This window comes from Candidatus Anaplasma sp. TIGMIC, from assembly GCF_028204095.1.
Taxonomy (GTDB): Bacteria; Pseudomonadota; Alphaproteobacteria; order Rickettsiales; family Anaplasmataceae; genus Anaplasma.
The window spans coordinates 1-14,690 of the sequence record NZ_JAQLOH010000027.1 but is presented as its reverse complement, the minus strand read 5'-3'; the positions used below and the strand labels follow the sequence as shown (position 1 = coordinate 14,690).

Annotated in this window: 14 protein-coding genes; 2 read left to right on the top strand and 12 right to left on the bottom strand. The window is 46.4% G+C overall.

The features are described 5' to 3' along the window. Positions 1-215: 215 nt before the first annotated feature. The 9 genes from smpB to PGW94_RS03455 all read right to left on the bottom strand — a co-directional run bounded on the left by smpB (position 216) and on the right by PGW94_RS03455 (position 8,037). On the bottom strand, positions 216-677 hold the full coding sequence (gene smpB, locus PGW94_RS03495) for an SsrA-binding protein SmpB (RefSeq protein WP_271758693.1): 462 nt from the start codon (positions 675-677) through the stop codon (positions 216-218). Between the two features lie 7 nt (positions 678-684). Further along, the gene (gene ribB / locus PGW94_RS03490; protein ID WP_271758691.1) at positions 685-1,320 is read right to left on the bottom strand and encodes a 3,4-dihydroxy-2-butanone-4-phosphate synthase; all 636 of its coding nucleotides are present in this window, start codon (positions 1,318-1,320) and stop codon (positions 685-687) included. 14 nt (positions 1,321-1,334) lie between these two features. Next, positions 1,335-1,835 (bottom strand): transcription elongation factor GreA, encoded by a 501-nt coding sequence (gene greA / locus PGW94_RS03485; RefSeq protein ID WP_271758689.1) that lies wholly within the window; start codon positions 1,833-1,835, stop codon positions 1,335-1,337. A 12-nt stretch (positions 1,836-1,847) separates the two neighbouring features. Beyond that, positions 1,848-3,383, bottom strand: coding sequence for a F0F1 ATP synthase subunit alpha (atpA, locus tag PGW94_RS03480; RefSeq protein WP_271758687.1), 1,536 nt, complete (start codon positions 3,381-3,383; stop codon positions 1,848-1,850). A gap of 18 nt (positions 3,384-3,401) precedes the next feature. After that, positions 3,402-3,956: an ATP synthase F1 subunit delta gene (atpH, locus tag PGW94_RS03475; protein WP_271758685.1), complete on the bottom strand. Its 555-nt coding sequence runs from the start codon at positions 3,954-3,956 to the stop codon at positions 3,402-3,404. A gap of 166 nt (positions 3,957-4,122) precedes the next feature. After that, a complete protein-coding gene (locus PGW94_RS03470) occupies positions 4,123-4,401 on the bottom strand; it encodes a DUF1467 family protein (protein WP_271758683.1) in 279 nt (92 codons plus the stop codon). Positions 4,402-4,818: 417 nt separating this feature from the next. Next, on the bottom strand, positions 4,819-6,051 hold the full coding sequence (locus PGW94_RS03465; protein WP_271758681.1) for a hypothetical protein: 1,233 nt from the start codon (positions 6,049-6,051) through the stop codon (positions 4,819-4,821). Then, positions 6,048-6,755: a hypothetical protein gene (locus PGW94_RS03460; protein ID WP_271758679.1), complete on the bottom strand. Its 708-nt coding sequence runs from the start codon at positions 6,753-6,755 to the stop codon at positions 6,048-6,050. Before PGW94_RS03460 ends, PGW94_RS03465 begins: the two co-directional genes overlap by 4 nt. A 67-nt stretch (positions 6,756-6,822) precedes the next feature. Then, the gene (locus tag PGW94_RS03455) at positions 6,823-8,037 is read right to left on the bottom strand and encodes an ABC transporter permease (RefSeq protein ID WP_271758695.1); all 1,215 of its coding nucleotides are present in this window, start codon (positions 8,035-8,037) and stop codon (positions 6,823-6,825) included. Between the two features lie 271 nt (positions 8,038-8,308). On the opposite strand from PGW94_RS03455, the gene holA reads away from it, so the two are divergent. After that, positions 8,309-9,331 carry a DNA polymerase III subunit delta gene (gene holA, locus PGW94_RS03450; protein ID WP_271758677.1) on the top strand — a complete coding sequence of 341 codons (1,023 nt, stop codon included), beginning with the start codon at positions 8,309-8,311 and terminating at the stop codon, positions 9,329-9,331. Positions 9,332-9,368: 37 nt separating this feature from the next. On the opposite strand, the gene gshA is transcribed toward holA, so the two are convergent. From gshA to guaA, 3 genes are all read right to left on the bottom strand, one after another. Further along, positions 9,369-10,577: a glutamate--cysteine ligase gene (gene gshA, locus PGW94_RS03445; protein ID WP_271758675.1), complete on the bottom strand. Its 1,209-nt coding sequence runs from the start codon at positions 10,575-10,577 to the stop codon at positions 9,369-9,371. Between the two features lie 341 nt (positions 10,578-10,918). Next, positions 10,919-12,157 carry a citrate synthase gene (locus PGW94_RS03440; protein ID WP_271758673.1) on the bottom strand — a complete coding sequence of 413 codons (1,239 nt, stop codon included), beginning with the start codon at positions 12,155-12,157 and terminating at the stop codon, positions 10,919-10,921. A gap of 35 nt (positions 12,158-12,192) precedes the next feature. Then, positions 12,193-13,782: a glutamine-hydrolyzing GMP synthase gene (guaA, locus tag PGW94_RS03435; protein WP_271758671.1), complete on the bottom strand. Its 1,590-nt coding sequence runs from the start codon at positions 13,780-13,782 to the stop codon at positions 12,193-12,195. Positions 13,783-14,250: 468 nt separating this feature from the next. Here guaA and PGW94_RS03430 point away from each other — a divergent pair, with 468 nt between their 5' ends. Then, the gene (locus PGW94_RS03430) at positions 14,251-14,667 is read left to right on the top strand and encodes a hypothetical protein (RefSeq protein WP_271758669.1); all 417 of its coding nucleotides are present in this window, start codon (positions 14,251-14,253) and stop codon (positions 14,665-14,667) included. The last annotated feature ends 23 nt before the right edge of the window (positions 14,668-14,690 follow it).

The following is a 14,690-nucleotide window of genomic DNA, read 5'->3' as shown; positions in this document are numbered from 1 at the left end:
TAAGAGCCTGAGCGAAAGCGATTCCTATGCAATATTATGTAGTACGATGATGCTCAATAAAAACAACCCTTAATCCACTATATGTTAAAATAACCGGTATATTCTGCTCAGCGCTCTCACCGCATTATGCGAAATTGCACTCGATACCTGAATAACTGTCACCCCGACAAAACTAAACCTGCCGGACGCTCATTTCTAACGCCTATAGCACGGCCCTACTCCTTTTCACATGCGCCACGTTTAAGAGTGCGGCTTTTTTCCCTGTCCCATTCACGCGCCTTTATGGCTTCACGCTTGTCGTACAATTTTTTGCCCTTCACAAGCGCAATTTTAATCTTTGCCAACCCCCTATCATTAAAATACACAAGCCTGGGCACAACGGTGATACCCGCAGTTTTTATTCCTCCAGCGATCTTGTAAATTTCCCGCTTGCGGAGTAAGAGCTTGCGAACCCGAAGCGGATTATGATTCTTTTTATTGGACTGCTTGTACTCGGAAATGTGTAGGTTATGTACCCACAACTCCATACCAGACTCTAGAATATACGCGTCGCCTATGCTAGCCCTGCGCTGACGCAACGATTTTACCTCGCTGCCAAGCAACACCATACCAGCATCATACTCGTTGAGAATCGTGTAGTTAAACCTTACCTTGCGGTTTTCAGCAATGATCTCCATACATTTCTCAAGAGCCCCCCAAATACTCTATAAGCTTCTTGATAGTAGTTACGCGCAAATCGTGCATTTGCGCAAACTCGAATATCTCCTGACCTCGCGACATACTGCCATCTGGATTCATAAGCTCACATATAACCGCCGCGTGCTCAGAACCCGCAAGCGCAGCTATTTCCACACCCGCCTCTGTATGGCCCGCACGCTTCCTCACACCGCCTGGATGCGCGACTATAGGGAAAATATGGCCAGGGGTAACAAAATCCGACGCCTTGCTTGACTTAGACGCTGCCAACAGTATCGTAGCAGCACGGTCTTGTGCGGATACACCCGTTGTTATCCCGTCCTTTGCATCTATGGATACCGTAAAAGAAGGACAACCGTCGTTAGCATTCCGTCGTGGCATCAAACTAAGATCTAATCTCTCAGCGTGCTCACCTGACAGCGCCAAACATACTATGCCGCTACCATGCCTAACCATAAGACTAATGGCTTCAGGACTCACTTTATCTGCGAGAACCACCATATCGCCCTCATTTTCCCTCTCCTCATCATCGAGAAGAACGAAAACCTTGCCTGCAGCAGCATCTTTAACCACCTCCTCAATGGAAGAAAAAACACAAGCGGCGGCACTCGGCCTTAAACTCATATTGAACCCAACACCTATACAAACTCAATCTTCATAATCTGGTACACTCTATAGTCCCCCCTAGGTGTTTTGAGCTCAACACTGTCTCCCTCCTTCTTACCCAAAAGCGCTACGACCAACGGCGACTTTATTGATATCATGTTTTTAGAGATATCAGCCTCGTACTCGCCAACTATCTGGTACTTAACTACACTCGAGGTTTCACTTTGATCATCGTATACCGATACTGTCACTGTAGCGCCAAACATTACGGTGTCACCAGATAACTCCGAGACCTCGATCACCTCTGCCCTGGACCTCTTAGATTCCAGCTCCATGATCTTACTTTCAACGAGACCTTGACGCTCACGAGCAGCATGGTATTCAGCGTTCTCCGAAAGATCACCCAGATCCCTTGCATCCGATATAGACTTGATTATCTTTGGCCTCTCACTCTTGAGCGCTTCCAGCTCTGATTCCAACTTCTGATAGCCTCTTTTTGTAATAGGAAACCTGGTAGTCACATAGTCGCTCATACAGTACCTACACTAACACAGTCTAAAATTCGCCGCAAACCCCCTAATCACCTCTAATAGCTCACTTCTTATATCATCTGTGATATCCTCTGACAAGCAAGCCATGAGACCCTCATGATCAACTCGCAGCTTCTGCAACAAACCTTGCTCAAACCTGCACATGTCCCCTACCGAAATGCTGTCTATGCATTTGTCGGAGCCTGCAAGTATAACCGCAACCTGCTCACCCACAGATAAAGGCATGTACTGTCCCTGTTTTAGTAACTCCATCATTCTCCGCCCCTTTTCAAGCATCGCCTGGGAGCTTCCATCCAAATCCGAACCGAACCTGGCAAAATCCTCCAATTCCCTGTACTGCGCAAGCGTCAGCTTCATAGATCCAGCCACCTTCTTGACAGACTTTACCTGCGCGGCCGAGCCCACCCGCGACACGGAAAGCCCAACGTTGATAGCAGGCCTGAAACCCTTATGAAATAGCTCTGACTCTAAAAATATCTGCCCATCAGTAATAGAAATCACATTTGTCGGTATGTACGCAGACACATCACCGGCCTGCGTCTCTATTATCGGCAACGCAGTCAACGACCCGCCACCTAACTTATCCGAAAGCTTCGCAGCTCGCTCCAACAGCCTGGAGTGTATATAGAACACATCACCAGAGTAAGCTTCACGACCAGGCGGACGCCTCAACAACAGCGACATTTGCCTGTACGCAACAGCGTGCTTGGACAAATCGTCATAGACTATAAGGCAGTGCATACCGTTATCACGGAAAAACTCACCCATTGCACATGCCGCATATGGCGCCAAGTACTGCAGCGGCACAGCATCGGAAGCTCCAGTTGCTACTACTATCGTGTAGTCTAATGCCCCTTTTTCTTTCAGCTTGTCTACCACCCTGGCTATAGAAGAATTCTTCTGCCCTATAGCAACATATATGCAATAGACCTTATGCTCCTTGCTAACGGTATCATTTATCTTCTTCTGATTCAGAATAGTATCAACTGCAATTGCGGTCTTTCCGGTTTTTCTATCACCTATTATCAGTTCCCGCTGGCCACGCCCTATAGGTATCAGCATGTCTATTGTCTTCAAGCCAGTCTGCAATGGCTCACACACAGGCTGGCGCGCCATTATCCCAGGAGCTTTCACCTCAACTGCATTCTCGCCATCAAAGCCTGCAATCTCCCCCAGACCATCTAAGGGCTTACCAAGAGGGCTCACTACGCGACCCAGTAATGAAAACCCAACAGGGACTTTCATAAGCTCACCCGTACATTCTACGGCATCCCCTTCTCTTATTTCGCGGTCTTCACCGAAAATCACAACACTCGCTACATCCCTCTCCAGCCCGGAAATAACACCACGTACACCAGATGAAAAAGCAACTGTCTCACCAAATCCTGCTCCATCGAGCCCATAAACTACAGCGATCCCATCTCTTACAGAAAGGACCTCCCCAACGCTGCTAGTTCTTACGGGATCACCGAAATTCTCTATTCTTTCTCTCAGGACCTTGAGAACTTCACCCGAAGATACACAACCCATGTCTTTTCCTATAAATCACTAGATACCAATAATAGCTTCCCTGAAAACTTTGCTAAGCTCGCGCAGCTTCCCCACATACGAAGCATCGATAACAAAAGAGTCACCCTTTGCTACGAAACCACCTAGTATTTCGGGATCGACACGTTTCGTTATTGCCTCAGGTTTCCCATACTTCGACAGCACCACATCTAATATCTTCTTCTCTTCCTTCTTAGACATCGGCACAGCTGTCGTAATCTCAAGACGGAACATCCCACGTGCCCGCCTTAGAAGCGCAAAAAATTCCTCAAAAATGTCACACAGTACAGACGACATCCCATCGGCTACCGCTACACACATAAAGTTTACTAAGATGCCATCCAAAGCACACCGCCGCCCCATATCCTTCAGAATAGACACCTTGTCTTCTACAGAAACAACCGGGCTTGCAAAAAACCTGCAAACGTCAGCCTCTTCAAACACTTGACTCATTGCACGAATCTCGGCGGAGATACTGTCCGCTTTATCCCGCGACAAATCCAACAAAACGCGCGCGTAAGCATACGCAGCACGCCCACCACCCCGATGATTCACAACACAAAAAACAAGCAAGGAACAACAGCCGTATTATTACGTACACCTCATACCCAGTCAAGTAGTTTCCCTGAGGTGCGTAAGCACCATCATGCAACTTATCGTACCATGATGCCCATTACAAATACGTACACGGCTCCTCGAAATTATGACGCGCAGGATATAATTAAGGCGCAAGTTCGAACATTATGGAAAAAACAATATCAACGTACCCCTTGATCTTCAGGTAACAGTACAAGCCAGTCATGACTATCGCTATACCCGTAACTATTAAGGCTTTGAGGGCGAGGTAAGCTTTTTTTGGCGCACTGCTCGCACATCCCGCGGGGGTGGACTCAGATTCATACATCTCAACCCCTATTGGCAACGCTATAAACAGGGTAACCCACCATATAATGATAAATACAAGTAGCGCCTCTGCTATCACTGCAGGTTCCTCTGCCATAATGGTCCTTTTAAGAATAACAGAAAAGCGCGATTTTTAAGGTATTAAATATGAAATCTGACCTGAGATTACAGGTAATTACGCCTTCCCATCTGCCATCGCTAACCTAAACAGTGTCTGACACCGCTTTTTCGAACCTCATGACGTGTAGCTTAACCGCTAACGCTGGTGCCAACAAAAACAATCCGCATTAAACTGCTTCAAAGACGCACCAGATAAACAGCGTAAGGACCAACATTTCAGCGCCATATTTAAATGGAAACAAGCACAGCGCTTTACAGTGGCCCAGCCACCGGGCCGTTAAGTAGAACCACTCCTGCTAAATCTCTGCACACACGCAGCCCATACTTCCCTTTTACAGGAACAGACAAACCTGTACAAACATGTGCCCCTGCGTAAATTGGGTACTCCAATGCACTATGCCCACTGGACAGAGTTAAATTGTCCGCACACAGAACACTCATGCTGCCATTTGTCTGTCGCGCTACAACAATCTACACATACCCATCTCTTGTCCGGAATTGACTCTTCACGCATCGCGTTTACCCAGTATGTAACCTCGTCAAGATTTCCGAGTCGCACCATGATTTCCAACATCAAACTGTATAGTTCGATGTACTTGTATTTTGTGAGTGCTTTTTTCAACTGCTTTTCCGCAGCATTGTACTGCTTGCAATCCATATACATCCGAACTGACAGTACGATACTGACGCAACTGTCCTCGGCGATGGAACTTAGCCTTTTCATGCCATCACATTTGTCGGAGACCATGTCAACATACAGATCCGCCACTTCCGGATGTGGATGTTCTGCGTAGTATGTTTCCAACGTCTCTAAGGCCCTCTTTGTGTTTCCTAATTTTGCAATTAGCTTTGCCCTTATTAATGCAGCTTGAGGTCCAAGTGTTTTTCTTACGTAGGTGAGGCCCCCGCTGTAGTCACCACGGGAGTAACACTCCTCAGCAAGCTTTACACACGCTATCATCTCCAAATCATTATCGTAGGCGCGACGTATATTACTTTTTGAAATAAACCTAATTTCGGCAAGTACATCATGCCACTCCTCTTTGATACGTGCGATCTCAAGCCTCAGCAATGAAGACCATCGCTTGTAATGAAATATCTCACACAGCCTGCCCAAAACTCGCAACTTACAGTCTTTGCTGCTTTCTTGTGCCAAAACCTCAAGCATCCATATCCCCAATCCCTCTTCAGGGACATTCTTGCGCGGGATTAACGAAAAATAATTTTCCGCAACTTCGTATTGGCCCAAACGAAAACAAGCACAGCCTTGTAGCAGATTCAGCACCGGACTATTCAGCTTGGCCAGCCGCGCCGACTCTCTGACAATCTGCTGGACGTCCTTTACATCTCCAATCCCTAAACTAGCGAAGCCATAGCCCAGAGCATCATAGCGCCTGTATATAGCCTTACATCGGATCCTGTGCAAAACCAACGCTAATGCTAAACACGCGCGCACCAGCACAACAAGTAGAAGAACAACTACACACAAAGCAAACACGGCAAATGACAGACTTATCTCTACACTGTACCCAGCTAACTCAAGATTCAGCGCTAACCCTTCATACCCCTGAACTGCAAACCCCATAGCCAAGGATACAACTATGAAAATCAAAAAGTACGTAATCATATGCCCTCGGGATTCCTGTTCACACGTTCAATTAATTTATTGCAAATTAGCGTTATATGACCTTCGACACTGAGTATAAACTCCAGGTCACGCGCCCATAGCTTTAGCCTAGGCACAGACCGCAGAGTACTGTCTTCAACAAACTCCAGCGCATCATACCACGCCCCAGTATCAACAAGATTTTCTAGGTTGGCAAAATCCTGCCATACTTTGTCGTTGCGATTCTCAACTGTAACCCATCTGGAGACATACTGCAGCAATGGGCCCTTTTTACCAAAATGTAACGTCTTTTTTAGTGCATGCAATTCTTCCTTTAGCTCCCTGTAGCCTTTTTTGTGAGTAAATCTTTCCAAAACGCGCAAACTCTCGTCTATCTCCTCATCATGTAGCTCTTCGAGCAGGGGCTTGATCGCACGGACAGAATCACTGGACATCGCACCTAAAGCAAAAGACCTACGCAACTCCCAAACCTTCAAGAGCACCCTGGCTAAACACTCGGCGGGAACGCAGCCGTCTTTATTTACGACAACTGTTTTCGGAGGCATGGAAGACTTTAACTGCCCCACTAGAGACTTAACATGGTCAGTTTTAGCCGACACATCTACAAGTGCTTCACGAAGCCTATCGCTGGAGCTTGCCAACTTCTCTATCCCAGCAAACGCCCCTTTAAGCCCTTGCTGCACATCAAGCACATAGTAAACCACGCAACCCATCCATAGAGCAAAAATACAGAATATACACAACCAACCGCAAGTTTCCCTTCGCATTTATTCACTCATATTTAAGAACATCAACAGGATTTTGGCCCGCCGCCTTAAGCGCCGCAGGTAATGTAGATAACAGCGAAATGCATAGTGATAACATTGCTACGTGCCCAATATCAAACAGAACCATCTTGTACGATATACCCTCTAGACAGTATGCTACTGACTCTATAAGAGCCCCTCGACCAAATGCATTCAAGAAGTTACCAATGCTTACTGCATTAAACACAAACGTTGCACCCATACAACATCCGATCAAAGTACCAATAAGACCTATGCATACGCCGCACATGCAAAATATCCGTACAACAGCAAATCTACTGAGGCCCATAGTACGCATAACAGCTATGGCACGCATTTTCTCATGCACAAGAACAAACAGGCCAGAAATTATGTTAAATGCTGCCACAACTACAATAAGCACCAGGATAAAAAACATGGCGTCTTGCTCTAGTTTTAGAGCATAAAAGTATTGTCCCTGTTGCGTCTTCCAGTCTTCTACTCTCATTCCAGTCTTCTTTGCGAGATTCACAGCCACATCAGAAGAATGCGCAGCATCCTGCAATTCGACCTCCAAGTATCGAACGTTATCGCATTTGTAGCCGAAAAGAGTTTGAGCATTTCGTAAGGATACATATGCAAAGGCACCGTCGTACTCATACATTCCAACGTTAAAAATCCCAACAACCCTGAGTTTTTGTGTACTGGGCGTAACTCCAAGTATCGTCCACAAATTCACTGACGATATTACCGTTACCTCGTCGTCATAACTCACACCTAAAGCGTCTGCTAGGCCAGCACCCATGACAATCCCCTCTTCCAGAGCTTGAAGATCTCCACCAACCATATATTGTTGGAGTTTCTCCGCAACGTCGTGTGTCTCCATACCTCGTACGGCAGCTCCGGAGGCACCAGTACGAGACTTTATCAGAACCTGTCCTTCTACAACAGGTGCCACTCTAAGCACTCCTTCGGTACCTACGACTTCCGCAACCACATCGTGATAATCAGCACCCTTGCAGTGGATAGTTACGTGGCCATTCATAGACAATATGTTATGTAACAACTTGGAAGAAAAACCGCTCATTACTGCCATAACAGAAATAAGAGTAGCAACCCCGATGGCTATTCCCAAAATAGACAGCACGCTCATAGAAGATCGCAAAAACCGCCCCCTCTTAGAACTGAGGTACCTACACGCAAGCCACCATTCTAAACCCATTGGCACTTTCACGCTTTACAATGCGGGTTCATCTATATCATGCTTCTTGCACAGTTACAATTGCCCCAGAATCATCAACTGGTAACAGCGCAGTTAACTTCTTCGAGCCTTTACCAATGTGCTACAGACTTGCGCGCGACTTGGCGCCTCGGTTATGAACTACGCGTAGTGTTATTCATGAACTTTTCGCTTCACGCCGCTGCTACAATGCGCTTATCATTCCGTGAGAATTTAAGCAGGTGCCTATGATGATGGGAGGCATGGTGGTAACGTGAGGTTCACTGCATCAAAAATCAAAGACTTTTTCAGTAATCCTGGAGCCTACGGCAGCGTATTGCTCTACGGTAATGACCACAGCAGGATTAGTTTCTATGAAGATAAAATTGCGCAGCTGGTTACAAAAGACCAGGAGTGCTCTATTCTCAGAATGGAGTTTACACATGCCTGTAAGGAACCAGAGCAACTGCTCGTTGACCTGACAACAATCCCGATGTTCCACAAAAAATCCCTGGTGATAATAACGGATGCAAAAGATACCCTGGGAAGCGAGCTAAAATCTGCTCTTGATAAAATAGATCGCCAACACTGTTACGTAATTATGCAGGCAAGAGAACTCGTTAGTACTTCCTCACTACGGGCATACTACAATAATCACCCAACATTTGCTGCTATAGCACTGTATAAAGAGGATAGCGTAGACAGCATTGTGTCTGAATTTCTCTCGGACAATAACATATCCTACGACAGGCAGACGTTCCGACTACTTTGCGATTTGATGCAGGAGAGTAACGCGTGTATAAAACCTGAACTGCAAAAACTTCTTCTATTTCTTGGCTCAAGAAAGACATTAACGAGTGCTGATTTAGAAAAGAGCTTCGCCGCGGACCTAGACCCAGCACTTGATGACATCTGCGCTGCTATCGCGGGCGGGGACGTTGCAGCCTTTTCCAAGATTTCAGATGCCCTGTTGCAGAACAAAGTTGCAGCCGTCCTGATAATTAGGTCTAGCATAAAGTATTTCCTTACACTGGAGTACCTAGCACGCAGAGTCAAATTCGGTGATGACATAAATGCGGCTATAAAGTCCCACCCAACACCAGTATTCTTTAGGTTGATACCTCAGTTGAAAAAACACGTTTCGTCAATGCCGTACAAATTGCTGCAGCTAGTAATACACAGACTGCACGATGCTGAAGCCCAGTGCAAACTTGCAGAATCCTCATCTGAGTCCACATTCAAGTTCCTAATGTACTCTCTAGTTCTGAGCGTACGTCAGGCATCACAAGGAACGTGACGAACAAAAGTGCTGTGACAACACTGCCACGATGATGTTACTTTGCGCCTGAGGTCATTTCATAAGCCTCAACAGAAGCTGCTAACACTGCAAGTCTGCTTATGGTACTCCATACGCGTTTTTTCTCTTCGGGTATTGAATACTCAATATCAATAAATCCACAACCGGGAACGTTTAGGTTTCCAAATCTATTCCGCAAAGCATTGTACCTATATAGATACCCAGCCAAATCTTTGCCGACATAGTATACAATAGGTTCAGCAACCTGGTCATTGAACGACTCATGCGTAGGTATGCCTTCCTGAAGCATAACACTTGCTATAGGAACTCCTTCTTTTACACACCGCATTTTGTTGCGATCACGCTTGTTGATTTGTAAAACATCTTCCCCCCTACAGACGCTGATAATACCTCTGCCGTAAGTACCGTTGTCTGCTTTTATGAAAACGTACGGAGCATCCCGTATCCCGTACAGCACATACTTGTCGCGAATCGCAGAGATAAGATCCTCAACTCTTTCCGCAACACTTTCTACCCCCTTACTATTTGCGAAATCCACATTATCACAGTGAGAGAATAATGCTGAAATAAGCCATGGATCGATATGAAATTCCCGACAAAATTCTTCTATCATCCTGGAATACGTTCTAAAGTGCGTGGACTTACGCCTACGAAACCAGCCTAGATGCTGTGAAGGCAATACTTCCTGTAATACTTTCCCGGCCAAGACATCGGGGACACCACTGGTAAAGTCGTTGTTGAGCACCAAAACATCTGGGATAAAGCCCGTAGTAGTGCTTATTCTCCCACCATCATTTACTAGCTTACTGACACATATAGAACCTCCACACGATGCCGCAACCTCATCATTACCGTTTGCGCTACAAATACCGACATCCGTAGAAAATCCTGCAGAATCAAGCATGTCCTTAAGAACTATGACGCTATCCGTATATTTCTTGTTTCTAGTATGCCCCTCAATAACAACAAGTACCCTGCCCCCCTTGTATTTGCTAAGGTTTTCACGGAGCAGGGTTATAGTCCTCGCCTTTGACGATTCACTCAAGTTATTATACCCGGCAGGGTAAAAGTTCACGTCTATAGGAGAAACCTTGTACGCGGAACTGCGTAAATCTACAGAAGAGTTAAAAACTGCGGGAAATTTTGAGAACCAGCATCCAAACCAGTCTTCTATAGCTCCAGAGCTTCGCTCCAAAATATCGTGCAATACTTCAAGGCCAATCAAAGCAAAACCGACCAATCATAAAATCAGCTGCGACTATACCATCTTTATGGACGGCAACAATAAATTTATCCGAATGAACACGCAGCCGCCCCGGTCCTTTACTATGGGCTTCAGCTGCATCTCTCAGCCACTATGCCAACAAAACAATGGCTAGGCCACTCCACGCGCGTGCAACAATCATAGCACCATTTACCCGTGGCTACAGCACATAATTATAAAAGCACTATTCCCTGACAACGCACGTGGCCTCAGGCCAAGGAGACTTAGCTCCAACGTCAAAGTGCACGACGCAACGCTCAAAGAGCTTCCATAGCTTGATGCCGCACCCGGCAGAACATGTGCTATTCACCTATATATAACTGCCGTGGCCGCGATATTTTCACACCGCTTGTATCTTGGATCATTTCATACCACTGAGATACCCACCCCGCAGTACGCGCTAGGGCAAACAACGCTGTATACATTTTTACCGGCACTCCCATGGCTCTTAGAGCTATCCCTGAATAAAAGTCAACATTAGGGTATAACTTGCGCTTTATGAAATACTCGTCATGGAGAGCCCTCTGCTCCAATGCCTCTGCGATATCCAACAGAGGGTCTTTCTTCCCGAGAGCATTCAACACATCTCGGCACATTTTGCGCAAAATTTTTGCTCTTGGGTCGTGGTTTTTGTAAACGCGATGCCCAAACCCCATTAGGCGCACTCTACTTTTTTTGTTCTCCTTAACTTGTGATACAAACGCATCGACGTTCCCAGGATCACCTATTTCTTCTAGCATTTTTATTACGGCCTCGTTGGCTCCTCCATGCAACGGCCCCCACAACGTAGCTATGCCCGAACACAGACACGCAAAAAGGTTCGCACCGGATGAGCCAGTCATTCTCACCGCTGTCGTTGAAGCGTTTTGTTCATGATCAGCGTGCATCACAAAAATTGCATCAAGTGCCTTACATATCACATCGTTTAATGCCCTGTCCGTAGGGCCAAACATCATGTGCAAAAAGTTCTGTGTATATTCCAAAGACGAGTCAGAACTTATGCATTCAGAATTTGTTAGATGTCTATATGTTGCCGCAACAATACCAGGCATCTTCGCAATCGCAATGATAGCCCTTTTCAAGGGTGTTTCACTGCAATTCTGGTACTGGTCCGCTAATACAGCTGCTGCTGCTATCAATATTGCCATAGGCTGCGAATCGTGCGAGAACGACCGTATTACGTCCAGAACCTGCGACGGTATATGATATTCGTCTTTCAATGCCCTTAGGAACTCCTGGCACTCAGTATCATTAGGCAGCGCACCGTATAGAAGAAGCCGCGCTACACTTCCGAACCCGCCCGGTATGTTTATTAGATCTTCTATGTCAATTCCTCTATATCGGAGGACTCCCTCATCCCCATCAATGAAAGTTATTCCTGACTTACACGACGCCGTTGACATAAAACCCGGGTCATACGTGAGCACTCTATGGTCCTTATACAGAGTGGTGACATCTACAGCTTGCGCTCCATCGACGCCATGTAGGACCGGAAGACCTATCCTAAGATCCCCACACGTTAAAACAGCCTTTTCTAACATAATACAACCCAGATCTAAATAAGTGACAACTACTACTATTCCCATTCAATGGTCGCAGGCGGTTTGGAGGTAATGTCGTACACGACGCGGTTGATGCCTGGAACACCCCTCACAATCGCACCACCAACCTTCTGCAAAAATTCCAAAAACTTCAGCTGTTTTTCGGGCGGCTCACCGAAAGGAAAACTATCCGCTGTCATTCCATCATTAGAGGTAACAGCTCTAAGCCCGCACACGTATCCGTATGTTCTGCTATCCCCCATAACTCCTACAGTGCGAGAAGGCATTAGCACCGCAAATGCCTGCCATATATCGTGATATAACCCACTGTCAAAAAGAGCATCTATATATATGCTGTCTACCTCCCTTAAAAGCGCAAGTTTTTCTTCTGTCACCTCTCCTATGACTCTCACCGCTAGCCCAGGCCCTGGAAAAGGATGGCGTTCAAGCACCACATCAGGCAGCCCCAACTCCCTCCCCAAAGACCTTACCTCATCTTTGAACAAGCATCTAATGGGTTCCACTAGTGCCATCTTCATTCGGTCCGGCAACCCCCCAACATTGTGGTGTGACTTAATCTTTACACCGGAGCCGCTTACGCCGGACTCTATGACGTCTGGGTATATGGTCCCCTGCATCAGAAACTTGACATCTCCGAATCTCTCAGCTTCCTTTTCAAAAACCTCAATAAACGTATTCCCTATGATCATGCGTTTTTCTTCCGGATCCACTACCCCACTAAGCCGGTCCAAAAACAAAGACGATGCCATGACAACAGAAACAGACATGCCGAGCTTATCAACGAAAAGGCGCTGCACAGCATCAACTTCCCCTTTCCGCAAGCAGCCTGTGTCAACAAACACACACTTTAACCTGTCACCTATGGCCTTGTGTACCAGAACTGATGATACGCTAGAGTCAACACCGCCACTAATGGCAGCTACCACCAACTCGCCCCCAACCGTGTTTTTTATATCATCTATCTGTGTGTGTAAAAATGTCTTAACGGTCCAATCTCTGGTACACCCAACAACAGTTAAGAAGCTATTCAATATATCCCTGCCGTCAGGAGTATGGGAAACTTCCGGATGGAACTGCAAGCCATAAATTTTCTTTTCTTCATTACTTATAAATGCAACAGCTCCGGTTTCTGCGCTACGCGCCACCACACGAAAACTTTCGGGCATGTTGTCTACTACGCTATCAGAGTGGCTCATCCACACACGCACAGTGCCTCCAACTGACCATATTCCCTTCGTTATCGCTGACTCAGCAACGACTGCCAACTGTGCATTGCCAAACTCGCGTCTGTTGCCCTGTTCAACCCTAATACCTAGGTTGTGTGCCAGGAGTTGAAAGCCATAACAGATCCCCAACACGGGCGTGCCCAGCTTTGCGTTTATGTCCAGCACATCTGTGACCACCTTCGGTAATTGCTGCAAATCAGCCACAGAGTCCGGACCACCTGAAAGTATAAACGCAGCAATTTGCTTGCCAGTATTCATGAGGGCAAAAAAATCTGTATCTACGGGGAACACCTCGCTATACACACCCAGTTCCCGCACTCTTCTCGCGATCAGCTGCGTAACCTGTGAACCAAAGTCAATTATGGCGATTGTAAACACTTATCACTCCTACATACTCCACAACATTGTAAGGCATTCATGAATGGCGGACAATGGACATACACAGGTTCTGTGGTGCTTATAATGGAAAATAACTCAGAATTAGGCCCCAGACGGAAGAAATACCGGAAAGATGATCTCGAAAAAAAAACGCTGCCACTTGTCTGGAAACATTCACTGCAACAGTAGCACCCTGCAGAGTAGCTCTTACCTTGCAGCCTAAGGCAGGTTGAAACCGCATATGCGTGCGCAACCGCATCGAAAACCCGCGGTAAGGGCGCAAATTTATATGCAACCTCCTTAAACATGCACTGTTATATAAAGGGCACGCACGTACTTTGCACTGTATATTAAGTAACACAACACAAGAGCACACTCTCCTTTCGCACATCCGCACATGCTTAAAGTTATGAATTTATTAATGTATTTCCCGTACTCTTCTAGGGTAGGAAACTATTGGTTAATAACATGAAGACCGATCCACGGCATGACTCTACGGCGGACACCTCTGCGATGAATCACACACCTCAGAGACAGACAGCATCTAGAGCTGAACGCGCCGGAGTGCCCCATGATGGCACGAATAGACAAAAGAAGCCCTTACATAATGATTCGACTACTCTATTGTCGGCGGATGAAATAGAGAGGGTACTTCGGTGTGCAGAAGAGTCGTACGGGGCCGAGCTTTCCAGTGAGATAAAAAAGACTATGCGGGAAGAAATTGCCACAGCCGTCCCTGAGCTAACCAAAGCGTTGCTTCCCATTATTACTGCTGCTAGTGAGGACACTTCAGACCCTAACAAGCTCCAACAAGATTGGATAAGGGCATTCATGGGAGTGATGCTGCCTCGCATGCAGAAGATTGTCTCCTCTACGCCAAAGTAGGTCGCAATCAATCCTCTATAGAG

Coding starts and splice junctions, on each gene's coding strand:
- PGW94_RS03465 (WP_271758681.1), bottom strand. CDS start 6,051: ATGATTACGTACTTTTTGATTTTCATAGTTGTATCCTTGGCTATGGGG.
- PGW94_RS03430 (WP_271758669.1), top strand. CDS start 14,251: ATGAAGACCGATCCACGGCATGACTCTACGGCGGACACCTCTGCGATG.
- smpB (WP_271758693.1), bottom strand. CDS start 677: ATGGAGATCATTGCTGAAAACCGCAAGGTAAGGTTTAACTACACGATT.
- ribB (WP_271758691.1), bottom strand. CDS start 1,320: ATGAGTTTAAGGCCGAGTGCCGCCGCTTGTGTTTTTTCTTCCATTGAG.
- PGW94_RS03455 (WP_271758695.1), bottom strand. CDS start 8,037: ATGGGTTTAGAATGGTGGCTTGCGTGTAGGTACCTCAGTTCTAAGAGG.
- greA (WP_271758689.1), bottom strand. CDS start 1,835: ATGAGCGACTATGTGACTACCAGGTTTCCTATTACAAAAAGAGGCTAT.
- PGW94_RS03470 (WP_271758683.1), bottom strand. CDS start 4,401: ATGGCAGAGGAACCTGCAGTGATAGCAGAGGCGCTACTTGTATTTATC.
- PGW94_RS03440 (WP_271758673.1), bottom strand. CDS start 12,157: ATGTTAGAAAAGGCTGTTTTAACGTGTGGGGATCTTAGGATAGGTCTT.
- atpA (WP_271758687.1), bottom strand. CDS start 3,383: ATGGGTTGTGTATCTTCGGGTGAAGTTCTCAAGGTCCTGAGAGAAAGA.